This window comes from Ferrimonas sp. (assembly GCF_048263965.1).
GTDB lineage: Bacteria > Pseudomonadota > Gammaproteobacteria > Enterobacterales > Shewanellaceae > Ferrimonas.
In genome coordinates this window covers 113,451-136,584 of sequence record NZ_JBLXDO010000007.1, presented here as the reverse complement: position 1 = coordinate 136,584, position 23,134 = coordinate 113,451, and the positions used below count along the sequence as shown (strand labels likewise).

Here is a 23,134-nt window from a genome sequence, read left to right as displayed (position 1 = left end):
ATTAGCCTTGGCGGATGGCCACCGGGCTGATACGCCTGGGGCTGCCGCCACTGAAAGTCGGGCTGGATTGCGGCTTCTACGATCAGAGTCATTTCAGCCGTCACTTTAAACGAGTGGTGGGCGTTCCCCCAGGGGTCTACGCCCGCTCATGGTCCCAAGGGATCTGACACCCGCTCGTACAACCTTTTATTTCCCAGGAGCAGATGCATGTCGCCACGCCCCGAGCCTCATCGGGAGACCCGTCGCCGGTCGCAAATCTTGAAAGGCACCCTGGCCATGAGCCCACTCACCCTGGCGGTTCTGCCCTGGGGCCTGTTGGTAGGCTCCCTGGCCATGGACGCCGGGCTCAGCCCACTTCAGAGTCAGGGTCTGTCAGCCATCATCTTTGCCGGCGCGGCACAGATTGCCATCATCGGCCTGCTTAAGTCGGGGGCCGGAATCGGCGCCATCCTGGCCACCACCGCCCTCATCACCTCCAGACACCTGCTCTACTCCATGACCATGAGGAGCAAGGTGAGCGCATTGCCACTGAAGTGGCGGCTGACGCTGGGGTTTCTGCTGACCGACGAGCTGTTCGCCATCGCCCATCCGGGCAAGGAGGAAGCCGAGGATCCCTGGTATATGCTCGGCGGAGGACTGAGTTTCTATCTCGGCTGGAACCTGGCCACCCTGGCTGGCGTGCTGCTGAGTCACCAGGTACAGGCTTTTGATACCTCAGGGCTGGATTTCGCCATCGCCGCCATCTTCATCGCCCTGGTGGCGCCCGGGCTCAGGCGACGCTCGCATTGGGTCTGTGTGTTGGTAGCCATGCCCCTGGCGGTGTTGGCCGAAGCGATGGCCTGGCCCATGGGGCTGCTGATCGCCTCCCTGGCCGGGATGGTGGCGGGGGCCCTGTTTGCCAATGTTACCGGGGAGTCACTGATGGAGGGTAAGCAATGATCTGGTTGATCCTACTCTCTTGCGCCCTGCTGGTGTTTGCCAGCCGTTACCTGTTTCTTGAGCCAAGGTTACCAGTGCGCCTGGGGCGTCGCAGCCAGCAATTGCTCAGCTACAGTGCGCCGGCGGTGCTGAGCGCCATCGCCGCGCCGCTGATCTTCATCAAAGAACAAAGCATCGATCTTCACTGGCACAACCCCTACCTGGCCTGCGGCCTGCTGGTGGCTGTGCTGGCCAGGCTCGGTGCCAATGCCCTGATCGCCATCGCCGCAGGCATGGGGCTGTTTCTGATCTGGCCCTTCTAGGCCAGGGGCAATATCACCAGGGATTAACGAGGGTCGTTGCCCCACAAGGCGACACGGAATGGGAAAAGTTCCGCCCCCATCACCCCTTCAGAGACAGCGGGATCGAACTCCATCAGCTTCTGGGCTTCTTCCTGGGATTCCGCCAGCACAATCACTATGCCAAAGGTGTGCTGATCTTCGGTGATGGTGCGGCCTGCCATCGCCACTTTACCCTCATCCTTCAGCCGGCTGAGATAGGCAAAATGAGCCTCCACAGCGCTGGCTTCCTGAGGGGTGGGGCCCTGACTGAGCATCTCCGGCCTAAGTGGTCGAAGCTTATACAAAAACTGATTCATTTGAGTTCCTTTCTCAACTAAAGTCATCACGCCCAAGTCTCAGTGTATGTGACCCGTGGACCTTGCACAATTTCCAATCAAACAACTTCTGAATCAATCAGTTCGCCTAAGCCCTGCCCCTGCGTTTCCAGGTATCAATCAAAGCCCCATGGGAGAAGAGATTCTGCTGCCGTCCACCTGTATATCTGCCGGGGATCCCACTTTGAACAAACCAATAAAAAACATTTTAGAAACATGCTTTTGCTCCCAAACCCCAGCCACTGACTCTCGTTAATCTGAAGCCATAAACGGAAATAAACCCTGAGTCCCGGATGGCGCTGCCACGCCTGAAGGTCTGTCGGAGTCGTTCATGCTAAGAAAGCCCAACATCAAGAACCGCATCATCATTGGCATCAGCCTACTGGTCTCACTGCTGATGGCCTTTATCCTCCCCCTTATCGTCGTCCAGTTCTCCAAAGCCATTGACTCTGCCGAGCTCAAGCAGCTTGAAGAGCTCAATGAAACCGCCACTGCAGAGCTCAATGCATCGGGACGTCTGGCCCAGGCCTTGGCGACGGTGGTGTCACTGACGCCGCAGTTTCAACAAGCCTTCGCCGACCAAGACAGGGAGACACTGGCTGAGGCGACGCTGCCTATCTTCAAGGTGATGAAACAGGAGTATGGCGCCCGCCAGTTCCAGTTTCATAACCCTCCGGCCACCTCCTTTTTGCGGGTACACAAACCCGCCAAGTTTGGCGATGACCTCTCCTCCTTTCGCCATACCGTGGTGGAAACCAATACCAGAAGGCAGCCTGTCATGGGCCTGGAGCGAGGGGTGGCCGGCATCGGCATTCGTGGGGTAGTGCCCGTCGCCTACCAGGGACAACACCAGGGCTCGGTGGAATTTGGTCTCTCTTTCGGTCAATCCTTCTTCGACCGCTTTAAACAGACCCACGGGGTAGATATCGCCCTGCATCTGCCGGATGGCAACAGTTGGAAGCCCTTTGGTTCGACTCTGGGTGACTTTCGTCTGGGCAACAATACTCAGCTGGCCCTGGCCTTCGACGGTCAGCCCCAGGTGGTACAGACCGACCTCAATGGCCAGCCGGTGGCCGTCTACCTGCACTCCATCAATGACTATTCAGGCAAGCCCATGGGGGTGCTCGAGGTAGTGATGGATCGCAGCGAGAACCTGGCGATGATGACCCAGATGCGTAACACCGTCATCCTCGCTGGCCTGGCTGCGCTGGCCATTGGCATCGCGGTCGCCTGGTTCATTGGCCGGGGCATCACCCAACCCATCGAAGCCACCACGGCTACCATGGCCAACATCGCCGACGGCGATGGTGACCTCACCCTGAGACTGGATGACGAGGGCCACGATGAACTGGCTGATCTGGCCCGGGCCTTTAACCGCTTTGCCGCCAAGGTCCACAGCACCATCAGTGAGGTAACCGGTGTTGCCGGTCAGTTGGACAGCTCGGCACAGCAGTTGGCGTCAATCACCGGCGAGACTCAGAGAGGCATGGACAAGCAGCTTCAGGAGACGGAGCAGGCGGCCACGGCGATGAATCAGATGAGTGCCACGGTGGATGAGGTGGCACAAAATGCCACCCTGGCTGCGGATTCTGCCCAGAACGCCAATAAGGCTACAGATGGCGGGAAAGAGGTGGTCAGTTCGGTGTCCGACAGCATTCACCGCCTCTCTGCCGAGATCGACGGCGCCGTTACCGTGATCCGGGATCTGGAGCAGGAGACCGGCCGCATAGATGGGGTACTGGAGGTGATCCGCAACATCGCCGAGCAGACCAACCTTCTGGCTCTGAACGCCGCCATTGAGGCCGCCCGCGCCGGGGAGCAGGGCCGAGGCTTTGCGGTTGTGGCCGATGAGGTGCGTACCCTGGCCAGTCGCACTCAGGCGTCGACCCAGGAGATTCAGCAGATGATCGAGCAGTTGCAGGGGCAGTCCGCCAAGGCGGTCTCGGTGATGGACAACAGTCGCCACACCTCGGAGCAATGCGTTACCCTCGCCAGCCGTGCCGATAAAGCGTTGGGAGAGATCAGTGACGCGGTCAGCAGCATTACCGAGATGAATATGCAGATCGCCAGCGCCGCCAGTGAGCAGTCGGCGGTCTCCAACGAGATCAATAAGAACGTAAGCAACATCAACGAGATCGTGGCCGAGACCAGCCAGAGGACTCACAAGGCCGCATCGGCGGGCGATGAGATGGCCCAGCAGTCGGAGACCCTGAGTCGGCTGATTAATCAGTTCAAGCTGTAAGTGACAGAGGGGGCCGAAGGCCCCCTCTTTGTTATCTTACCGACTTCACCCTGAAGGAGGCATCGAGAGGATCGCCTCTGAACCCTCGCCCAGGCTGTCGAAGCGGTTCCACTTCGTACTCCAGTTCCTGAACACGCCGCTTCAGCCTCTGATTCTCGATGCTGATCTGATTCAGTTTGTGCCGATACTCCTCCAGGTGTTGCCGTATCCCGGTTTCCCTGCCGGGCTCTGCCCTACTCTGCACTTTTGCTCTCAGAGCCAAAGCGTTGCAGAGGATCAGGGCAAAGAGGCAGCCGATGGCGATGCCACCAACAAAAGCAACCGCATCCAGGCTCATAGGCTCCTCCCGTTACGTCCCTGTCTTGCTTTAAGCGTAGTCCAAAATGTTGTCATATCAATGTAATACAGCCAGACTAACGGCAAATGGCAACTGATGATGGCCAAGACTGACCAACTTCTGCCGCTGTAGGTACGCTTAGGTAGGTAACTGGATCACTTCAGCTTTTTTCTCCAGATGCCGCAATTCCGAGGGTATTGGGTACTCAGGGTGGTACACAGGCTGACTGGCCCGGACCGCGGGCAGAGCCGGCTCCCAGCAAGCCTCTGTCTGGGAAACCAGCTCAGAGAGGGTCTCCTCAGCCTGTGGGTATTGCTCCCAGTCGGCTGGCCAGTCTGCTTCATCGGCTCGCGCCATTACCTGGCTCATCCAGCGGCGCCTTAAATGGGCCCACAAAGACGACTGCGACCGACTTTCCATCACCGCCTGCCAGGGACGAATCTCCACATAGAGCGTACGGCGCACCCCTTCCGAGCGCTTGGGCTGAGAGCCATGGAGGATCATCTTGTCCTGCACCAGAACGTCACCGGCTCTGGCGGGCTGCTCGACCACACCCGGTGGAGACCAACCATAGTGTTCGGCCAGGTCGTCGATAGGCTGAAGACCATGCTGGCTACCCGGCACATAACGCAGGCAGCCGTCCCCCTCTTCGGCGTCATCCAGATAGAGGCCGATGTTGAGATAGGGGAAACGGCGATCGTGCTGAGCCCCCTGATGCCAATCGGTCACCGGGTAGGGATGTTGATGCTTGAAAAACAGATCCAGGTGCAGAGGCACGGCGCCAGGTCCGCACAACTCTCTGGCCAGTGCCATCATGGCCGGAGAGGCCAGGGTATCGATCACCAGCTCAGAAGCATGGCTGATCAGGTTGCGAAACCGCATCAGCCTTGGCCCCTCAGGATCGTCAGCGACGCAGAAGTCCCTGCCATGCAACCCCTGGCTGTGAACCTGCAGGGCCTGAAGCTCAAGTTGCTCAGCGGCCTGCTGCCAACGACGAACAAGGTGGGATGGGAAAGACCCGGGCAGGCGCAGGAAGCCCTGCCTGGAGAACAGACGGCGCTGGTCCGGGGTCAACTGATAGTTTCTCATAGGCCCTCCGTGGCTTGGCTATCAGTGCCTTTCTCTATTTACACTACCGAGTTTAAGAAAAGGAGCAATCCTCTTGAACAAAAAAACATCAGAAATCGCGTCGGATAGCACAGCGGCTTGTCTGAACTTGCGTCCAACTACTCCAAAGCTCGGCCCTCAGCCATCAGTTGGTAGAGAGTCAGGGTGAAAGGACCACTTTGCCCCTGGCCAATCAACAGACCCACCTGTTCTACCCTGGACACATCAAGAGGCTCAACGCCCGTTACAGCACGACCACGAAACCTGGGCTGAAAACTGCCCAGGGGAAGCTCGATCTCCTCCTCCCTGCCCTCCTGAGTAGTGAAATCGGAAACATAAAGCACCCCATCGTACAAGCCATCCATCTTCAGCCTGAGTTGGTAACGATTACCATCCCCCTTCAGCCTTAACTTCAGTGCCCGGCATCCGTCAGGCAATGCCAAAGGGCGACGCATGGAGGCAAAGCCGCCGCCGTATTCAAGGGAGACCACGCCATCGAAACAACACCCCCCATCTGTGGCCAACATCTGGCTCTGAGACACGCCCCCCATCACGCCATCATTAATGGCGCGCCACCTCTGCGCTTCCCAAGCCTGGGAAAAGTCCACAAGTTCCATGCTACCCCTCACTGTGTAAGAGTGTCCTGTCGCCTTACCTCAGAATATCTCCTTGCGGACCTTTGTAGTAGCGGGTGTCAGTACTGGAGACGGCTGGAACGGAGCTCGCATCCATCTTTGCGTCTCCCCGCTGAGAACCTCATGCCATCATCAAGCACAGGCAGACGTCCCGGCCCCGAAGAGCCACCAGGGCCACTGCTGTAGCCCATGGGGTTTAACATTTTAGGAAAAAGGTGGGTATGTACAGGAAAGCCAGCCAATGACAACAATGACGGGAGCAAAAGCTAGCTTTAATTGCCTCTTAAAAAGAACTTACGACTAACCCGTCAAAAACAATCAAAAGGCTTGAATTTCGAGAGTTTAATGTTAATTCTTTGTGCACTATCCGTCCGGGGCGCTTAGTTTTCAAACGAGATAATGTAATTAACTTACATCCAGAGCCCATCAAACTGGCCAATCGGTGCATCCACTGGCGCATTAGAAATTTGCGATATTAACTTCAAGAATTCTAAACACACAAACTCAACAACCGCGCGGGCTGGAGCGGAGATAAAAAAAGGCAGCGCTGATGAGACGCTGCCTTTTGCAGGGAAATGATAATGAACCTAACACCGTAGAATTGTAGTTAAGTTCACAAATCATCTTACTGATTACAGGCTCAATTGGAACTGGTATTTGTCACATATTTTCACTAAATCAGACTCGATTGTCTGTTTTGCAGCCAGAAAACGCTACCAGCCGATAACAAAAAGTCCCTCATCACGGATTTGGGGTAAAGTTTGATGCGAAACGCATGATTTGGACAAGCTCCGCCCCAGGCCGCAGTGAGAGCTTCGTCACCAATGGAAAACTACTGTGGAAAGTAACATTGCTACAACACACCTGGTGCTGGTGTACTGTCGGGTCTGAAGTTGGAGACCTTCCATGTCCCTTTTTTACTGTCGCCACGGCCGAACCCAGTGGAATGAGCTGGGCACCTTGCAAGGTACTTTTGACAGTCCGCTTACGGAAGCTGGCAAAATACAGGCTCGCGAGAGCGGACGCCTGGCCGCCATCCATGCCCCCCAACTGATCTACTGCAGCGAGCTTAAGCGAGCCCGGCACAGCGCCGAACTGGCCAACCTTTGCCTCTCTGTCCCCGTACTGACCTCGCCTCTACTCAATGAGCGCTGTTTTGGCGCCCTGCAAGGCCTCGACCGGACAACCCACCCAAGGTGGTGGCAGGCCTATACCAACCGGGATCAGCAAAACTGCATGGCCATACCCGGCTCAGAAGCCGCCTCCGAGGTCGCCTGCCGCATCAGGGCATTCTGGACAGAGATGAAGCAGATGCACGGCGACACACGCATTCTGGTGGTGGGTCACGGAGAGTGGTTCAAGATCGCCATGAGTCTGGCTTGGGGAATCCCCCCTTGGAGCGGTGCGCCCCCATTGCCAGATAATGGACGGGTTTGGAGCCTGGAGGAGATGAGCGGACTGATGCCCGAGCAACAGTCCGCTTGAGGGTCAGGCAGCCGCCCGGCTGCCCTCTTGCGCAGAATCATTAACCCTGAAGCCAAGACGCAACGCCTCTGACCGCACCCGCTCACAACCGCTGAACACCAGGGCATCCGGGTTCAGTAGATCCTGCTCCACCAGATAGCGGAACGCCTGTTCCTCCTCCACAGTCACCATGGCCGCCTGAACCAAGGGGTACACAGGCTCAACCAGATGGACTTGGCGCAGACACAGGCCCGAAGAGTCGTACTTGGTGATACACAGAGCCTCTGAAGCAGCACTGTCCATCTGCCTGATAAACAGCCCTTGTTGAGCCATCCAGTCGCAAGCCTGCTGAGTACCAGCCAGCTGCCAGTGCCAATGACGACAATCCAGCTCCTGCTCCAGGCAGAGGCGATAAAGACTCTGGGCCGCCTCCCGGCTGTCCAGCCACAGAGCCTTGGCAGCCAACAGTCGCTGCCAACCTGGCTCATCCAGGCCATAGCTCAGCTCAACCCGGGGTGCCTGAACCACCACCGCACCCTGCTGCCTCAAAGAATCCACCCAGGTCGCATCACCGCCGCAATCCAGCACCTGGACCCCGCTCAGAGGCAGTGCAGCTCGCCAATCCAGCTCTGACGACAGCTCAACCACCTGCCCCATCACCACCAACATGGGGTCACCATTGTCGAATTCTGCAATGCACTGGCCTATCTCGTTCAGATCGGCGGTGATCATCCGCTGCTTATGGCTGGTGGCGGCAGCAATCACCGCCACCGGCGTCCTGGGATCCCGTCCCTTCTCAATCAGTTCCCTGGCATGCTCGGCCAGCTTCTTCGCTCCCATGTAAAGTACCAGGGTGCCGGAGCTCTGCCCCATCGCCGCCCAGTTACTGATGGTGGTGGATGCCCTGTGGCCGCTGGCAAAGGTCACATCAGACGCCATGCCATTGCTGGTCAACGGAAAACCGGCGTAGGCTGCGGCGCCAAGCGCTGAGCTGATGCCGGGCACCACCTCAAAGTCGATACCATGGTGCTGCAGACAGCGGCACTCCTCGGTGGCACGACCGAAGATAAAGGGATCCCCGGCCTTCAGGCGCAGCACACTGCGCCCGGTCAAAGCCTGCTCCACCACTTCGGGGTGCATGCCATATTCGATGCTGGTGCCGCAGTAGCCCCGATACCCCACAGGGATCATGGTGGTGCCCGCAGGAACCAGGGAGAGCACCGCCGCATCAATAAGCAGGTCATAGCAGACCACGTCGCACAGATGCATCAGTTCATGGGCCCGGCGCGTGAGCAGGCCAGGATCGCCAGGGCCGGCGCCCGCCAGGTAGACTTTCCCCGGTTTACTCATGGCTGACCTCCGCGTCGCTGATCCGTGCCCGGCGAAAACCGTGGGTAAACTCAGCGGCGTAGAGGCGCGAATCCCGAAACTCTGTGGTATCCAGCACCTTGGACACGATGATCATCGCCGTCGCGCGGATCCCCGCGCCCTCTACCTGCTCCACTATGGTGTCCAGGGTGCCGCGCAAGATGCGCTGCTCGGGGTGGGAGGCTTTCTCCACCACCGCCACCGGCCAGCTCCCCGGGTAGACCTCCTTAAGCTCCCGGGCCACCTTACGGATCAGGCTGGCAGAGAGAAACAGACACAGGGTGGCTTCATGCTGGGCCAGAGACTTGAGACTCTCCTTCTCCGGAACCGGAGTACGACCAGAGGCACGGCTGAGGATGATGGTCTGGCACTGCTCCGGCAGAGTCAGCTCCTGACCCAGCGCCGCCGCCGACGCCTGGAACGAACTCACTCCGGGCACCACCTTCCAATCGATCTGCAACTTATCCAGTCTGCGGGTGGTCTCGGCCAGGGAGCTGTAGATGGAGAGATCCCCGGTCTGGACCCTGGCCACGTCCTGGCCCTTCTCATGGGCATCGACACACACCTGAATGATCTCATCCAGGTCCATCTCTTCGGAGCTGAGCACCAGAGCATCTTCCCGGGCACGGGCGACCACCTCCTTGGGCACCAGAGAGCCGGTGTAGAGCACCACGGGGCAGGACTCCACCAGTCGGGCACCCTTGACGGTAATAAGGTCCGGATCGCCAGGGCCGGCGCCAATGAAAAATACGGTCATGCTGATACCTCCAGTTGAGTTTCGTCCAGGGAGCGTCCCCGCTTCTGGCCCGCCTTCACGGAGCCATCGTTCAAGTCATATTTCTTGCTGTACCCTCGGGGGGTAATGATCAGGTCGGCAAAGCGGTAGCTCTGGCTGTTGCCCACCACCACGGCGGCGGTCATGCCGAACTCCAGATCGGTAAAACTGTCCAGGGTGGCAATCTGCACCGTCTGCTCTGGCCGGTAGGCGTTGTCCACAACGGCTACCGGGGTGTCCCCGCTGCGGTGCTTGAGCAGGATCTCCTGCGCTTCGATGATCTGTTGGGTACGACGGCGGGATCTGGGGTTGTAGAAGGTGATGACAAAATCCGCCATCGCCGCACCCTCGATGCGCTGACGAATCAGGCTCCAGGGGGTCAGCAGATCAGACAGGGAGATGGTGCAGGCATCATGGCCCAGGGGCACCCCAACCAGGGACGCGCAGGAGTTGGCGGCGGTGACGCCGGGAATCATCTGTACCGGCAAATCATCGTTGCCGCGCCAGCCCTTCTCGGCCAGCAGTTCATACACCAGGGGTCCCATGGCGTAGATCCCCGCATCGCCACTGGAGATGATGGCCACTCGCCTGCCAGACAAGGCTGCTTCGACCGCGAGGGTGGCTCTGTCCACCTCCCGGGTCATGCCACTGGCGCTGGTTTCCTGACCTCCCAACAGCGGACGAACCATCTCCAGATAAGGCTTGTAGCCCACGACCAGGTCGGCCTCTTTGATGGCCAGAGACGCCATGGGGGTTAACAGCTCCAGGGAGCCGGGGCCAATGCCCACAATACTCAGGTGACCACTCATGGTGGTGCCTCCTTAAATCAGGTTGGATTGATCCTGCAACGAGGTCATTCGTTGCAGGACATTGGTCAATTTCTGGGTCAGGCTGCGTGTGTTGACCGGGTCACTGCGCTCACAGCTGAGGCTCAACAGGTGCTCACCCACCCGTCGTGAGCAGGGGTTGATCACGTTGCCAAGCTCAGGCTTGCAGCTGACAGATATCAGGTGCCCCCGGGCTTTGAGGTGATCACATAAGCTCTTCAGATAGGTGCGTCTGGAGGCGGTAGCCGGCCAGGGCAATGCCAGATAGATCAGCTGGTAGGGGGCGAAGCTCTCCAACTCCATCTGATACAGATCACCGGGGACACGCCGACAACACAGGTTCAGACAATCGTCATTGAATACCGGCGATAGCAGAGTCACATCGTGCTGATAACGCAGCACGCTGGTGGCCTTGATCGCCGCCGCCCTGCCGCCGCCGATGATCAGTACCTTCATAGGGTCGGTCATCACCAGCGGCATCATGGGCACGGCTCCATGGTGGCCAGGCTCTGTACCGGCACCACTTCGGCCAATGCCTGCCCCTCGGAGAGGGCCTGGAACACCCTTTGCCACTGCTCTTTGGAAAACCCTTCCAGGGATTGCAACCACTGGCTGTGATTCACATCCTCACCCCTGGCGTAGACCACTGCCGTGGCGCGCTGGCGACAGGCTCCGGCGCAATGGCTTCGGGTCACCTTGATGCGGTTTTGGCCCTTGGAGAGGTTCATCTCCTTTAGAATCTGCCGCAATTGATGGGCCAGGCCGTCGGCACCGGACTGTTGGCAGCGACCGCCTTCACACACCACCAGGTGGTGACGATAGTGACGTATCGGCTTGACTGCCCCACCGGTGGCAAGCCCCTTATGGCTGGCGCGAGTGCGCGAAGGCCCGGAGATAAAGTTCTTCAGTGCTCTGCGAGCCAGGGGCTCCTCAAAGGGAATGACACAGGCGGCCAAGGTCAGGTTGTACCCCTGCCCCCGGTATTTGAATTTGGGCACCAGCAGTTGGGAGGCCCCACTGCTGTACAGGCAGGCGGCTTCGGCAACGGACGACACGCCGATGCAGCGCAAGACGGTGTCCGATGGGTTCTCAATCCCCTTGACCTCCCTCAGGGCATCGGCACTGAAACATTCGAAGGGCAGTTCAAGGTTTCGGGCCGCACCCAGAATCCCCACTTCATCGGCCTTAAGATCGATGGACGCCAAGCGCACCACGGATTTCCCGTGCAGGTTGTGGGCCTCCAGGAACGTATCGATCCCTTGCTCTATCACCTGCTGCGGGGTGTTGCGATCGCAACCGATGCCCAGCACCAGATCCTTGGGGCGCCACAGCGCCACCGGCAGATCCAGGTCTGGCAGTGTGCGGTTGCGGCTGATCACCACCGCCGCTTCCATGGCGTCCAATGACGGCAGCTCGGCAGATTCGCTGACCTTGAGATGCTCGGGCATGGGCTCCTGCCCCTGCCACCAGGCTTTCTCGCCCCCCTGCTGCCAGATGAGGGTGGGACGATGGTTGACCACGGCACTGGCCACCTGAGTCAGATCGCCTTCGCAGCCGGGATCCAGCTGCCAGCCAAAAGGCTCACCCAGGGTATCGACCGAGATCAGCCCTGAACTGTCGGAGGCCGTGGTGATGGCGGCGGTCGCCCCAAGAAGGGTGGCAACCCGAGTTGCTATGGCATTGGCACCGCCTCGGTGGCCACTGAGCAAGGGAATGGCAAAGTGGGCATTTTCATCGATGCACACCACACCGGGATCCAGCCTTTTGTCCTGAAGCAGCGGCGCCAACATGCGGGTGGCAATGCCGGCGCTGAACAGGCAAAGGTGATGGTCGTACTGGCGGAACTGCTCCTTAAGATGCTCCGCCAAGGGCAGGTTAAGCGCCTGCTCTCCGCCCCAGTCTCCCTGCCGGTCCACCACAAACAAACGCGCCCCGGGCAACTGAGCGGTCAGCCTTTGCCCCAGATCTGCGCCTTTGCGGGTGATGGCATGGATGGCAATCCGGCTCATTGCTGGCCCCGACGCAAAATGCCCTTACGGCCGCGAATGGAGAGCTGAACCATGGCAAAGTAGCGATGCTCCTCGGGCACCTCTCGCAGATCCCGGTACACCTGCTGATTTTCGCCAGTGGCGTGGGAGACATAGGTGGCACAGTGCAGCAGCCCCATGGGCGCCAGCATCTCAATCAGGGACTTGACCATGCGTCCGGCCTTGATGAGGATGATGGTGTCGAACTCCTCAATCAGCTTGGGCAGCATCTCGATGCCGTAGGTCGCCGGCACCACACAGAAACGCTCCTCGCCATCGGCCAGAGGGATGGTGGTCGCCGCAGGCACCGCAGTGATGGAGCTTACCGCAGGCACCACTTCCACCTGCAGGTCGGGCAGCCGCTCTGCCAACTCCTCCTGTAGGTAGGCCCAGGTGCTGAATACCGACGGGTCCCCCTCGGTGATGAAGCCCACGTCCAGCCCCGCCTGCAGTCGACTGACCAAAGCCTCAGCGGCGGCCTCCCAGGCGGGTACGGTGATAGACACATCACGAGTCATGGGAAACCACAGGTAGAGCGCTTCGCCGCGCATGCTCTCGGTATCCAGCTCCTGCTGAGCGATGGCCCAGGCAAAGGAGTCTGCCTGGGCTTTGTTCTTTTCAGGGATGGCGATCACATCCAGCGACTGCATCAGGCGCAGGCTGCGCAGAGTCATCAGATCGCCGGCGCCTGGGCCAACACCAATGGCGTAGAGTTTTCCCGTTTTGTTCATTGGCCTTCGGCCCTCTTTTCAATGGTAAACAGATGAATGGGGTTATCCCCCTGGTATCGGGTGTAGTGAGCCAGGCTCTGACCGTGAGCGGCAGAGAGCATCAGCACCTGAGCATCCACGCCGGCGCCACGGCACAACTGGTGCAGTTCGCTGAGGCTCTCCAGGGTGACCGCACTGAACACCAGCCGGCCTCCTGGCTTGAGTCTGGCCATGGCCAACTCAAAGATCGCCGCCATCTCTCCGCGGCTGCCGCCACAGAACACGGCATCGGGGTCGGGCAACTGCTGCAGAGCCTGGGGAGCCCGCCCCTTGATTAAGGTGAGGTTGTCCACCCTGTGGGCAAAGCGGTTTGCCTCCAGGGTGGAATAACACTGGGGATTGCACTCCACCGCGTACACCTGGCCCTGCCAGGCCTGTTTGGCGGCTTCGATGCCGATGGAACCGGAGCCCGCGCCCAGGTCCCACACCACGGAGTCCGGCTGAACCCTGAGGTTGGCCACCGCCACCGCCCGAACCGGCGCCTTGGTGATCAGCCCCCTGTCCGGAGTGCGCTTGGCGTAGGCGTCATCCGGGCAGTGACCGGGATAACCGCCCCAACGCAGGGCGTCTGTGCGCTCCAACATCATCAGATTCAGAGGTTGAACAGGCTCGGCCTGACCTTGTGCCAGCTCCTCCAGCCCGAAGGTGCGAACCCGCTCGTTGACCCCGCCCAGGGCTTCACACAGGTGAACCCGCCAGTGGGTTTCCCCAAATTCCAGCAGGTGGCTGGCCACTCTCCTGGGGTTGTGCTCCGCATCGGTAAGCAGGACGAAACGCCCGCCCTGCTGAAGCCTGGCCACCAAACCGGCCAGGGGGCGGCCATGCACCGACAGCAGGCCGGTCTCCTGACTGGCCCAGCCAAGTCGGGCACAGGCCAGTTGCATGGCACTGAGGCTGGGGATAATCTCCAGCTCCGGTGGGTGCTCCAGGCCATCGAGGAAGGTTTTGATGCGGCTACCGATGCCGAAGAACATCGGATCACCGGAAGCCAGCACACAGACATCCCTCTGCCGGGCAGACTCGGCGATGGCCTGCAGGTAGCCCTCGATAGGGGTGGTCAGTTTCAGCCGCTCTCCCTGAAACTGGGGAAAGAAGGCCAGATGGCGGCTGGCACCTGCCAGTATCTCGGCCTCAGCCACCGCATTGATGGCGCGGCTGGTCAGGCTTAGGCAGCCGTCGTCGCCGACGCCAATGACCCGGATACGCCCTTTCACTGTGCCGCCTCCACCATCAGGGCATGCAGGGTGGACACCACCAAAGGACTGCCCCCTTTACGGCCCACAGAGGCGATGTAGGGCACTCCGTTCTGAGCCACCAGGGCATCCTTGGATTCGTCGGCGCGGACAAAGCCCACCGGGATGCCGATGATCAGGGCGGGTTTGGCCTCGCCGGCCTCAACCATGCGAAGCACTTCAAACAATGCGGTGGGGGCATTGCCCACACCGACGATGGCGCCATCGAGCAACCCTTGATCCCGGGCGAATCGCATCGATTCGATGGCCCGGGTGATCCCCTGCTGCTTGGCACGGTCGATCACCTGGGGGTGGCTGATGAAGCACTGACAGGTGACGCCAAAACGCTCGCTGCGCACCGGGCTGACGCCGGCGGTGATCATGGTGACGTCGGAGATGATGTTGCAGCCACGTCGCAGGGCACGGACACCGGCCTCCACCGCATCCTGGGAAAACTGGAACAGCTCTTTAAACTCAAAGTCTCCGGTGGTGTGAATGGCGCGCCGCACCACATTCCACTGGCCCGGAGTAAAGGGGTGTCCCCCCATTTGTGCCACCTCCTGATCGATGATGGCGAAGGAGTCAGACTCGATTTGCCGCCCCTGGGCGGTCAGTTGTTGCATGGCACTCATAGAGACTCTCCATGGCAGGCACAGGCCAGGGTTGAACCGTCGAAGTCCACCAGGCGAACGCTTACCAAAAACGCGTTATGGGAATAATCGGCGCAGTGGCGGGCGGCCTCGGCGCAGAGAGATTGCAGATAGGATTGGGGTAACACCCCGCGGACCAGCTCCAGGATGTGGCGACCGGTATTGGCCTGACGGATTTGGTCAACCAGGGCACCGTCCTGGCAGTGGTCTGTGGCCAGGCGGGCCATGAGGTCAAAATCGATGGGCCGGCCGCTGACGTGGGTCATCATGGTGCCGGAAACCAGCTTGCACAGCTTGCCGATCATGGTCACCAGTTCAAGGCGCCGCACCCCGTATCGGGCCGCGGCTCGCAGTCCCACACCGGTGAAATCCCCCACCTGGACAAAGGCGGTATCGGTGAGGTCCGGATGCTGTGACATGGCCGCTTTCTCGGTACGGCTGCCGGTGGTCAGCACCACCTGCTCCAGGCCCTGAGCCCGGGCCACCTGAATGCTCTGGCGCACCGACGCGGCGTAGGCAGAGGTTGAGTAGGGGTTGACGGTGCCTCTGGTGCCCAGAATGGACAGACCGCCCACCAGTCCCAGGCGCCGACCTATGGTCTGCTCGGCCAGGACTTCCCCACCGGGGATGCTGATGGACACCCGGGCTCCTGACAGGCCCGACTGTTGCAGCAGCGGCAGCAGGTGCTCACGCATCATCTTTCGAGGTACCGGATTGATGGCCGGCTCTCCCACCGCCAGCTCCAGGCCAGGCAGGGTAACGACGGCCACCCCCTCCCCCGCCTCAAAGCGGATCCCAGGCTGGTCCTCCAGCTCCAGGGTGGCGGTGATGACAGCCCCGTGGGTGCAGTCGGGATCGTCCCCCGCATCCTTGATCACCGCACAGCAGGCGCGGCCCGGCTCGAGGCTTTGGGGGATGACGTCGAAACCGGCCAGCTCACCGATGGGCAACTGAATGGTTACCCGCTCCGGCGCAGAGGGTTCACCACGACACAACCACTGCAATGCGGCCAGTGACGCGGCGGTTGCACAGGCACCTGTTGTGTAGCCGCGCCTGAGCTCGCCACGGTGACGGCTCCTGCGGATTCGGGTAACCCCCGAGGCGGACGGCGATTGTTGTGTTTTGGTCACGTGAAGCGTTCCACTGAAAAATCGGGAAGCTCAACGACAGGCGGACAGGTGCAATGATCTCTCACTACTGCCGGGTAGGCCCGCCTGGCGTTTAGCGTCAAGATTCAAGGCGGGTATTCTGGCTCTCAGCGTCGCTGACTACAGTTGCGGGTACAGCCCGGAATTTCGATCCGGTTCCCCCTGCCCGGCTCTGATGTCAGAGACGGGCGCCCTCTTGCGGGCCCCTTGAACTGTGCCCAGTCTAGAGAGCCCGTCCGTGGGAAACACTGTGGAAAGTTGAAGTGATTTTTACCGTTGAAGCCGAATGTGAACCTGATCAGCCTGTGCCGGCCTAATTTTGCTTAGAGATCCGTCTCCAGCGAAGATTCTTCCGACAAAAACAGTCGGTTGAGCTCCAGTGCCAGGTCAAAAGAGTGGCCATTGGCCCGGGAAAAGGCGAGCTGATCCACCGCCATCGCTCTCGCCTTGAGCCTGGCGTAATGGGGTCGACTCAAGGGATTGGAGGGGCTGCGGTTCATCGGGCCTACCTGATAGATGTAGAGATCGGGACGATTCATCAGCACCGCCTCAGGGCTGAACTTGATCAGCTTACGCCCGGAAGGCGCCAACAATTTTCCTCCTGCCGCACCGATGATGTCGGCGACTATGTTGCCTTGACCGGCGATGGTCAGGGGCATCTCGGTAACTTCGAAGATCACCCCTGGGGCGGTAAGCACAGGGCGCAACTGCTGTCGCAATGCGCTGAGCTCGGCAACAAGCTGGTCAGCTCTGGGCTGACACTCCAGGGCCTCACCCAATTCAGCCACGCCATCAAGCACCCCATCCAGGGTCACTGGGTTATAGATCAGCGTCTTTGCACCCACCAGGCTCTGCATCTGCGACGTAAAGAAGCGCTCCGAGCCCAGCACGATCAGGTCCGGGTTGAGGCTGCGCACCAGCTCCAGATTGGGCTTGATGTGGCTGCCCACCTTAAGGGCATGAGGAAAATCCTCATTGGCCCGGGTGACGCCCACCACCTTGTGGGCCTGCCCCAGTCGCTGAAGCAGATCCCCCGCCGCCGGTGCCAGCAGCACCACCCGCTCATAGGCCTGGGAGGTTGCGGCGAAAAGCAAAAGCGCGAGAATCCACAGACACCGATACATCGTACACCTCTGATAAAATTTCCGGAGTCACCCCGGTTCGGGGCACGTCAAACAGCAACTGTCCCTGCTTGAAAAACAGGAAGCGGTCAAAATGGTCATAGGCCAGGTTGATGTCATGTACTGCGGTCACCACAGTGGCATCCAGGCTGGCAAGGTGGGCAAAGATCTCCAGGGTATGGCGCACGTCCAGGCTGGCACTGGGCTCATCCAGGAAGATCACCGGCGTCTGCTGGTTCAGCACCCGGGCCAGCATCACCCGCCTCTGCTCCCCGCCGGACAGCTCCCCGTAACTGCGATGGCGATACCTCAGCATATCCACCCGCTCCAGGTTACTGTGGCTCAGCGCCCTGTCCTCCTGGCTGTAGCCCTGGGGCCCCAGATGGGCAAAGCGTCCCATCAGTGCCACCTCCTCCACGGTAAAGGGGAAGGAGACCTCGGAGAACTGGGCCAGCAACGAGAAGGTCTGGGCCCGTTCACTGAAGGGGATTGCCGCCAGCTCTTGGCCGTCATAGGCGATGCTGCCCGCCCGGGGCTGGGCCAGGCCGGTCATCAGAGACAACAGGGTGCTTTTGCCGCAGCCGTTCTCCCCCATCAGCGCCACCTTCTCCCCCGGGGCAATCACCAGGTTATTGAGTTCCAGCTGGAAGCCGGAGCGATGAAACGACAGTTGATTCAGTACGATCTCAGCCATGCCACAGTGCCTCGCGACGGGTTTGAAGCAGGTAGAAGAAGAATCCCCCCCCTAAGATGGCGGTAATGATCCCAACTGGCAGCTCGGCGCCACCGGGGATCACCGTGCGAGACAGGGCGTCGGAGGCCACCAGCAGGCCACTGCCCATCACCGCCGAATAGAACAGATTGAGTTTCATGTCACTGCCGAACAGACTGCGGGCCACATGGGGCACAATCAGCCCGACGAAGCCGATGATGCCGGAGAAGCTCACCGCCACCGACACCATCAGGGTGGAGAGGACAAAGGCCCAACTGCGCAGCTGCTTGACGTTGACGCCCAGACTCTGAGCCGACGCCTCATCCAGGCTGAGCAGGTTCAGCGCCTGGGCCCGGCGGCTGAGGAAGAGATAGACCCCGGCCAGCAGAGCGGCACACAACACCAGCCTGTCCCAGCTCACCAGGAAGATCCCTCCCATCAGCCAGTAGACAATGGCATTGAGGGAGTCCTCGAAGTAGTACTTGGAGAAGCTGATGATGGCGGAGGCGACAATGTTCATCACCACCCCGGCCAGGATCATGGTGATGGGATTGATGCGCCCCCGGGTCTGGGACATGCGATACACCAATCCAAGGCCGCCCAGTCCGGTGGCAAAGGCGCACAAAGCGACCCCGTGGCCCGGCACGCCCAGGGCGATGGCCAGCACCGCCCCCAGTGCCGAGGAGGACGCCGCGCCGGTGGTGAAGCTGTCCGCCAGGGGGTTTTTCAGAGTCAACTGATAGACACTGCCGGAGAGCCCCAGCATGGCTCCGATGAGAGCGGCAAACAGCACCCTGGGCAAACGCAGCTCGGTCACTATGCCTCTGCCCACCTCATCCAGTTCCAGGGGGTTCAGCCACTGGGGACCGGCCAGGGTCGCCCCGCCGCAGGCCAGCAGCAGTAACACCAGGCTGAGGGTCCTCAAGGCTCCATCCTCTTCAGGGTGTGCAGCGCCACCGCCGCCAACGCCAGGTTGAGTCCCGCCAGAATCCCCATGGACAGCAGGTCGAGGCTTTGCCCCAGCAGGGCGTGGCGCAGCAGATCGGCGCTGTAGGTCAGGGGCGAGAGTGTCGCGACCCACTGAATCAGCAGTGGCATCTGCTCAACAGGAAAGAAGGTGCCGGAGAGGAACATCATTGGGGTGATGACAAAGGCGTTCATCGACGCCTGGTCCCTGTGGTTTTTCATCTTCAGTGCCACGATAAAACCGATCTGGGCAAACGCCGCCAGGTGCAGCAGCAGAGAAAACCAGAATCCCAGGCCAAAACTCAACTGAATGCCACACAGCACCGCATAGACCATGATGATCGCCACCGGGATCATCCCCCGGGTAACGCCGTAGAGCATCTCCGCCACCAGCACCTGCCAGCGCTGAACCGGCGCCAACAGAAACTCCTCGAAAATCTTCAGATAGAAGCGGCTGATGTTGATCTCCGTGGCAATGTTGTAGCTCTGGTTCATGCTGGCCATGGCCAGCAATCCGGGCAGCAGGAAACTCAGGTAGTCGATTCCCTGAACTACTGAGTCCTTGCCCACACCAAAGCCGAAGGCCATCAGGTAGAGGAAGGGGGGCACCGCCGCCGCCAGCACCACCCGGGGCAACTTGCGGGAGAGCACGCGTACCTCCCGATAATAGATTCCAACAATGCCATCAACCATGGGTCACCAACCGAGTTCCCGTCATCTGTAAAAACGCATCCTCCAGGGTGGTGGGGCGCACGCTGCCGGACTCCTCTATCTCTCCCAGGCGGGACAATGCCAGCTCGCGGCTGTCGAAGAACTCCACCCGGTTGCCCTCCCCCACACGCTCGAGGGCAAAGGGCCCCAAGGCCCGAGTCAGGCTGGTGACATCGCCGTCGGCGATGACCCTGCCCTTATCGATAAACAGCACCCGGGAAGCCAGTCGCTCCGCCTCCTCCAGGTAGTGGGTTGTCAGCAAAATTGTGCACTCCTGATCCCGGTTGATGCGGCTGAGAAACTGCCACATGCTGCGGCGACTGTGGGGATCCAGTCCCACACTGGGCTCATCCAGAAACAGGATTTTCGGCTTGTGCATCAGGGCCCGGGCGATCACCAGCCGCCGCTTCATCCCACCGGAGAGCTTGTCGGCGGTGACCTCTCTCTGCTCCATCAGCTCGGCAAAGGCCAGGCTGCGATCGATGGCCGATTTCAGTTGCTGGCCCCGCATGCCGTACAGCAGCCCATGCACCTTGAGGTTTTCGGCGCAGCTGAGTTCCCGATCCAGATTATTGTGCTGAGGCACCACACCAATCAGGCGCTTCAGAGCCAGCCGATCGCTGCTGTAGGGTTCTCCCATATAGCGAATCTCACCGCTGTCCGGTTGCAGCAACCCGGTGAGCATCTTGATCAGCGTGGTCTTACCGGCTCCGTTGGGGCCCAACAGTGCACAAAACTCGCCGGAGGCGAGTGAGAAACTGACATCATTCACGGCCTTACGCTTGCCGAAGGTGCGCGTCAATTTGGCCCCCTCCAGCACCGGCCTGGACTCATTGGTCATCATGGCTCTCCAAAATGCCGGGCTGGTCCGCAGCCCGGCTCAGGGATCAGTTCAAGGCAATGCCAGCTGCATCTGCAGCGTCGGCCAGGTGTGTCAGGTAGCGCTGGCGCACCTGTGGGGTCTCTCCCAGTCCCTTGAGTACCGGAGTCACCTCGATGCCCGCGCCCTGGAGCTGAACCTTCCATGAGTCCTCTTCGTCGCCGGCCATGTCATTGGTGGCGTGGTCTCCTGCCACCACCATCATCGGCTTGAGCACCACCTTGGTGACGCCATCCTCGCTCAAGCGGGACTTGAGACGGTCGAAATCGGGGTGTCCCTCCACCAGGCCCACATAGGTGCTGACCTGGGGATACTGCTGGTTCATCAGCTCCTCAAGTTCGTAGTAGAGACCGGTGGACAGGTGGTCATTGCCGTGGCCCATGTAGACCAGTGCCGCGCCCTGCTCTTTCGCCATCGCCACGTCTGCCGAGAGCGACTCGGCCAACTTGGCCAGATCCTCGCGATACTCGAATGCCGGACCCCAGCTGCCCATCAAGGGACGGCCTACGGCGATCCTGTTGAACGGCTTCCATCTGGCCTTAACGGTATCGATGCCGGCCAGGGCATCGGTGTAGGCCAACAGGTCGGTGAACTCCTCCCCATGGGTCAGCAGGGTGGTCTGTACCACAATGTCGCGATAACCCTGGTCCTGTAGGTCCGCCAGGGTGCCCAGTACGTTCTTCACCGAATAGAGGGATTCCGGGACCTCAGGGTGAGCCGCCCGGTACTCGGCATCATCACGGCGGGCCTGCCAGCGCTTACGAATGATGTTGGAGGTAAAGGCAAAATGCACCGGAGTGTCCGGGTAAGCCGCCTGCACATCCTGCTGAATCTGCAGAAGTGAACTGAGCGCGGAATCATAGGTGGTGCCGAAAGCCGCCAGGACAATGGCGCTGGAGTGATCCGATTCATTGAGAGGCGCCGCAGAGAGGTTGGCGCTAAGAAGAGCAGCGGCGGCTGCAATCTTAAGGGGTTTCATGGAGGTGAATTTCCTTTCGTGCCCAAGGGCACTGTGGACGGCCAATGTCCTGAACTGTTGCTGGCGCCAGAGACTGACTGCTCCAGGGGTAGGCCCGCCCCGGGATCCAGCACGACAGCAAGGGCAGGTCTCCTGGCTTACGACTCGCGCTCCGCTGCCCTTCCCGGCCTTGACCAGTGGCGTATCAGCGGTGCGTTACCTTTTGGGTAAGGCCGAATACAGTTGCGGGTACAGCCCGGATCTCTCATCCGGTTCCCTTCGCTACGGATTGGCAGCGGCACGTATGGCTCCCTTGCTGAGGCCATTGTAGAAACTGGCTGTGAGGGAAACACTGTGGAAAGTTGAAGTGATTTTGGCGGGCTCTTCAGGGCGTGATCCAGATCCGCCCCGGTTTTTGCCGCTCCTCCTTGCCGTGGATCCGGACACTACCTAGAGTTAATTGTGACCTTCCATCTGCCCCGATTGCGGGGGGAGGAAACACCATGAACATCATCCGCGCCACCCTGCTCATGCTGCTGCTTCCCATGGCAGCCCTAGCCCAGCCAACCAAGGTTGTCTTCCATATTGATGATCCCACCCAGGGACGATTCGCTCTTTACATGGCTCAGGATCATCTGCGCCTCAACCCGGAGATGAAGATCACTCTGGTCGCCTATGCCGGCGGCGTAGATTTCTTGCTCAAGGGGGAGACGGACAGGGATGACAAGGCTTTCGCCCCCAGAGTGGAAGCGCTGATGGAGAAAGGGGTGCAGTTCCGTTTCTGCGCGTCCACGTTACGATTCAGAGAGCTCAGCAAAGACCAGGTGTTGGCCGGTGTGGAGTTTGTCCCTTCGGGCACACTGGAGATTATCCGGCTGCAGTCTGAAGAGGGCTACGTCTACATCAAGCCCTAAAAATGAAAGGGGAGCACAACGCTCCCCGTGGTTCCTCTACAGGCAGATCAGTGCGTGTTGACGTATCGCTTTTTCGAGATCAGGAAAATCGTTGATCTGCTCAGACACCACAAACAGCGGTTGCTGCCGGGCGTCTTCCACCACCATCACCTGAGAGGTGCGGTCGTAATAGGCGTCATCCACCTCCTGCCAGAGGTGACGAATGAAGTTGCCATCGGCACTGGTGAGGGTAAATCCCACCGGGTCTACCTGAATTTCGGTATTGAGGTAGGGGATAAGTCGCAAGATCTGGTAGGTCATGCGAAAGCAGCACAACCCCAGAGAAGCACAAAACAGAATCAGCAACCAATGGGGATTGTCCACCCAGGTTGGAAACATCAACGTCAGAATGCCTGCGATGGCCACCAACGGCAGTTCGATGTGTACGCGCTGTTTCACCTCATCGGGGTGAGTAAAAACATGAGTCATAGTCCTGCTTCCCTAATTGAGGCGCCATGCCTGTCGCCTTTCCTACTCCCTTAGCCTATAACATGGCCCCAATTCGGTCACTTTTCCACCAAATATCACCCTCTTATACAAAATCAGTATGAATTTAGATCACCCAACTATTTTGTCTGCCCTCAAAGGGATCCCACTTTGGCAGCTGAGATTTAAGATGCGCTCAGCGCATTTACCCCTTTAGTAATAGGCACTTGG

The 23,134-nt window shown here is 59.8% G+C and carries 26 protein-coding genes and 2 riboswitches; of the genes, 6 read left to right on the top strand and 20 right to left on the bottom strand.

Annotation, left to right across the window (positions count from 1 at the left end; all coding sequences use genetic code 11):
- The first annotated feature begins 14 nt into the window (after positions 1-14).
- From ACN0RV_RS08760 to ACN0RV_RS08750, 3 genes are read left to right on the top strand one after another with little or no spacing between them, the layout of a single operon-like run.
- Entirely contained in the window at positions 15-167 is a 153-nt protein-coding gene (locus ACN0RV_RS08760; RefSeq protein WP_417347254.1) for a helix-turn-helix domain-containing protein, read from the top strand.
- Between the two features lie 40 nt (positions 168-207).
- Positions 208-939: an AzlC family ABC transporter permease gene (locus ACN0RV_RS08755; RefSeq protein ID WP_417347253.1), complete on the top strand. Its 732-nt coding sequence runs from the start codon at positions 208-210 to the stop codon at positions 937-939.
- On the top strand, positions 936-1,241 hold the full coding sequence (locus ACN0RV_RS08750) for an AzlD domain-containing protein (protein ID WP_417347252.1): 306 nt from the start codon (positions 936-938) through the stop codon (positions 1,239-1,241). The genes ACN0RV_RS08755 and ACN0RV_RS08750 overlap by 4 nt, the downstream gene beginning before the upstream one ends.
- 23 nt (positions 1,242-1,264) lie before the next feature.
- Here the strand turns inward: ACN0RV_RS08750 and ACN0RV_RS08745 are convergent, their stop codons facing one another.
- Positions 1,265-1,576 (bottom strand): YciI family protein, encoded by a 312-nt coding sequence (locus tag ACN0RV_RS08745; protein ID WP_417347251.1) that lies wholly within the window; start codon positions 1,574-1,576, stop codon positions 1,265-1,267.
- A 349-nt stretch (positions 1,577-1,925) separates the two neighbouring features.
- Between ACN0RV_RS08745 and ACN0RV_RS08740 the strand changes: the two genes are divergently transcribed.
- The gene (locus tag ACN0RV_RS08740) at positions 1,926-3,836 is read left to right on the top strand and encodes a methyl-accepting chemotaxis protein (protein WP_417347250.1); all 1,911 of its coding nucleotides are present in this window, start codon (positions 1,926-1,928) and stop codon (positions 3,834-3,836) included.
- A 31-nt stretch (positions 3,837-3,867) separates the two neighbouring features.
- On the opposite strand, the gene ACN0RV_RS08735 is transcribed toward ACN0RV_RS08740, so the two are convergent.
- The 3 genes from ACN0RV_RS08735 to ACN0RV_RS08725 form a co-directional block, all read right to left on the bottom strand.
- On the bottom strand, positions 3,868-4,173 hold the full coding sequence (locus ACN0RV_RS08735) for a hypothetical protein (RefSeq protein ID WP_417347249.1): 306 nt from the start codon (positions 4,171-4,173) through the stop codon (positions 3,868-3,870).
- Positions 4,174-4,311: 138 nt separating this feature from the next.
- Positions 4,312-5,262: a phytanoyl-CoA dioxygenase family protein gene (locus ACN0RV_RS08730; protein ID WP_417347248.1), complete on the bottom strand. Its 951-nt coding sequence runs from the start codon at positions 5,260-5,262 to the stop codon at positions 4,312-4,314.
- 137 nt (positions 5,263-5,399) lie between these two features.
- Complete coding sequence (locus ACN0RV_RS08725) at positions 5,400-5,897, bottom strand: CIA30 family protein (RefSeq protein ID WP_417347247.1); 498 nt, start codon at positions 5,895-5,897, stop codon at positions 5,400-5,402.
- A gap of 924 nt (positions 5,898-6,821) precedes the next feature.
- On the opposite strand from ACN0RV_RS08725, the gene ACN0RV_RS08720 reads away from it, so the two are divergent.
- Positions 6,822-7,400, top strand: coding sequence for a histidine phosphatase family protein (locus tag ACN0RV_RS08720; RefSeq protein WP_417347246.1), 579 nt, complete (start codon positions 6,822-6,824; stop codon positions 7,398-7,400).
- 3 nt (positions 7,401-7,403) lie between these two features.
- On the opposite strand, the gene cobA is transcribed toward ACN0RV_RS08720, so the two are convergent.
- From cobA to ACN0RV_RS08645, 15 genes are all read right to left on the bottom strand, one after another.
- Positions 7,404-8,729, bottom strand: a complete 1,326-nt coding sequence (gene cobA, locus ACN0RV_RS08715) for a uroporphyrinogen-III C-methyltransferase (protein WP_417347245.1) — start codon at positions 8,727-8,729, stop codon at positions 7,404-7,406.
- Positions 8,722-9,504 (bottom strand): precorrin-4 C(11)-methyltransferase, encoded by a 783-nt coding sequence (gene cobM, locus ACN0RV_RS08710; RefSeq protein WP_417347244.1) that lies wholly within the window; start codon positions 9,502-9,504, stop codon positions 8,722-8,724. The genes cobA and cobM overlap by 8 nt, the downstream gene beginning before the upstream one ends.
- Positions 9,501-10,331: a precorrin-3B C(17)-methyltransferase gene (gene cobJ, locus ACN0RV_RS08705; protein WP_417347243.1), complete on the bottom strand. Its 831-nt coding sequence runs from the start codon at positions 10,329-10,331 to the stop codon at positions 9,501-9,503. The genes cobM and cobJ overlap by 4 nt, the downstream gene beginning before the upstream one ends.
- Before the next feature lie 12 nt (positions 10,332-10,343).
- Positions 10,344-10,832: an NAD(P)-dependent oxidoreductase gene (locus ACN0RV_RS08700; RefSeq protein ID WP_417347242.1), complete on the bottom strand. Its 489-nt coding sequence runs from the start codon at positions 10,830-10,832 to the stop codon at positions 10,344-10,346.
- Positions 10,829-12,358 carry a cobalamin biosynthesis protein gene (locus ACN0RV_RS08695; protein ID WP_417347241.1) on the bottom strand — a complete coding sequence of 510 codons (1,530 nt, stop codon included), beginning with the start codon at positions 12,356-12,358 and terminating at the stop codon, positions 10,829-10,831. Before ACN0RV_RS08695 ends, ACN0RV_RS08700 begins: the two co-directional genes overlap by 4 nt.
- A complete protein-coding gene (gene cobI, locus ACN0RV_RS08690) occupies positions 12,355-13,107 on the bottom strand; it encodes a precorrin-2 C(20)-methyltransferase (RefSeq protein WP_417347240.1) in 753 nt (250 codons plus the stop codon). The genes ACN0RV_RS08695 and cobI overlap by 4 nt, the downstream gene beginning before the upstream one ends.
- Entirely contained in the window at positions 13,104-14,360 is a 1,257-nt protein-coding gene (gene cbiE, locus ACN0RV_RS08685; protein ID WP_417347239.1) for a precorrin-6y C5,15-methyltransferase (decarboxylating) subunit CbiE, read from the bottom strand. Before cbiE ends, cobI begins: the two co-directional genes overlap by 4 nt.
- Positions 14,357-15,010 carry a precorrin-8X methylmutase gene (locus ACN0RV_RS08680; RefSeq protein ID WP_417347238.1) on the bottom strand — a complete coding sequence of 218 codons (654 nt, stop codon included), beginning with the start codon at positions 15,008-15,010 and terminating at the stop codon, positions 14,357-14,359. Before ACN0RV_RS08680 ends, cbiE begins: the two co-directional genes overlap by 4 nt.
- Entirely contained in the window at positions 15,007-16,158 is a 1,152-nt protein-coding gene (locus tag ACN0RV_RS08675; protein WP_417347237.1) for a cobalt-precorrin-5B (C(1))-methyltransferase, read from the bottom strand. The genes ACN0RV_RS08680 and ACN0RV_RS08675 overlap by 4 nt, the downstream gene beginning before the upstream one ends.
- Before the next feature lie 90 nt (positions 16,159-16,248).
- Positions 16,249-16,387, bottom strand: a riboswitch (cobalamin riboswitch).
- Between the two features lie 112 nt (positions 16,388-16,499).
- On the bottom strand, positions 16,500-17,270 hold the full coding sequence (locus ACN0RV_RS08670; protein WP_417347236.1) for an ABC transporter substrate-binding protein: 771 nt from the start codon (positions 17,268-17,270) through the stop codon (positions 16,500-16,502).
- Entirely contained in the window at positions 17,239-17,991 is a 753-nt protein-coding gene (locus ACN0RV_RS08665) for an ABC transporter ATP-binding protein (protein ID WP_417347235.1), read from the bottom strand. Before ACN0RV_RS08665 ends, ACN0RV_RS08670 begins: the two co-directional genes overlap by 32 nt.
- On the bottom strand, positions 17,984-18,934 hold the full coding sequence (locus ACN0RV_RS08660) for a FecCD family ABC transporter permease (RefSeq protein ID WP_417347234.1): 951 nt from the start codon (positions 18,932-18,934) through the stop codon (positions 17,984-17,986). The genes ACN0RV_RS08665 and ACN0RV_RS08660 overlap by 8 nt, the downstream gene beginning before the upstream one ends.
- On the bottom strand, positions 18,931-19,668 hold the full coding sequence (locus ACN0RV_RS08655; protein ID WP_417347233.1) for an ABC transporter permease: 738 nt from the start codon (positions 19,666-19,668) through the stop codon (positions 18,931-18,933). Before ACN0RV_RS08655 ends, ACN0RV_RS08660 begins: the two co-directional genes overlap by 4 nt.
- A complete protein-coding gene (locus ACN0RV_RS08650) occupies positions 19,661-20,530 on the bottom strand; it encodes an ABC transporter ATP-binding protein (protein WP_417347232.1) in 870 nt (289 codons plus the stop codon). Before ACN0RV_RS08650 ends, ACN0RV_RS08655 begins: the two co-directional genes overlap by 8 nt.
- Before the next feature lie 43 nt (positions 20,531-20,573).
- A complete protein-coding gene (locus ACN0RV_RS08645) occupies positions 20,574-21,545 on the bottom strand; it encodes a sirohydrochlorin cobaltochelatase (protein WP_417347231.1) in 972 nt (323 codons plus the stop codon).
- Between the two features lie 104 nt (positions 21,546-21,649).
- Positions 21,650-21,854: riboswitch (cobalamin riboswitch) on the bottom strand.
- 173 nt (positions 21,855-22,027) lie between these two features.
- Between ACN0RV_RS08645 and ACN0RV_RS08640 the strand changes: the two genes are divergently transcribed.
- The gene (locus ACN0RV_RS08640; protein ID WP_417347230.1) at positions 22,028-22,438 is read left to right on the top strand and encodes a DsrE family protein; all 411 of its coding nucleotides are present in this window, start codon (positions 22,028-22,030) and stop codon (positions 22,436-22,438) included.
- Positions 22,439-22,474: 36 nt separating this feature from the next.
- Here ACN0RV_RS08640 and ACN0RV_RS08635 read toward each other — a convergent pair whose 3' ends face one another.
- A complete protein-coding gene (locus ACN0RV_RS08635; RefSeq protein ID WP_417347229.1) occupies positions 22,475-22,906 on the bottom strand; it encodes a hypothetical protein in 432 nt (143 codons plus the stop codon).
- Between the last annotated feature and the right edge of the window lie 228 nt (positions 22,907-23,134).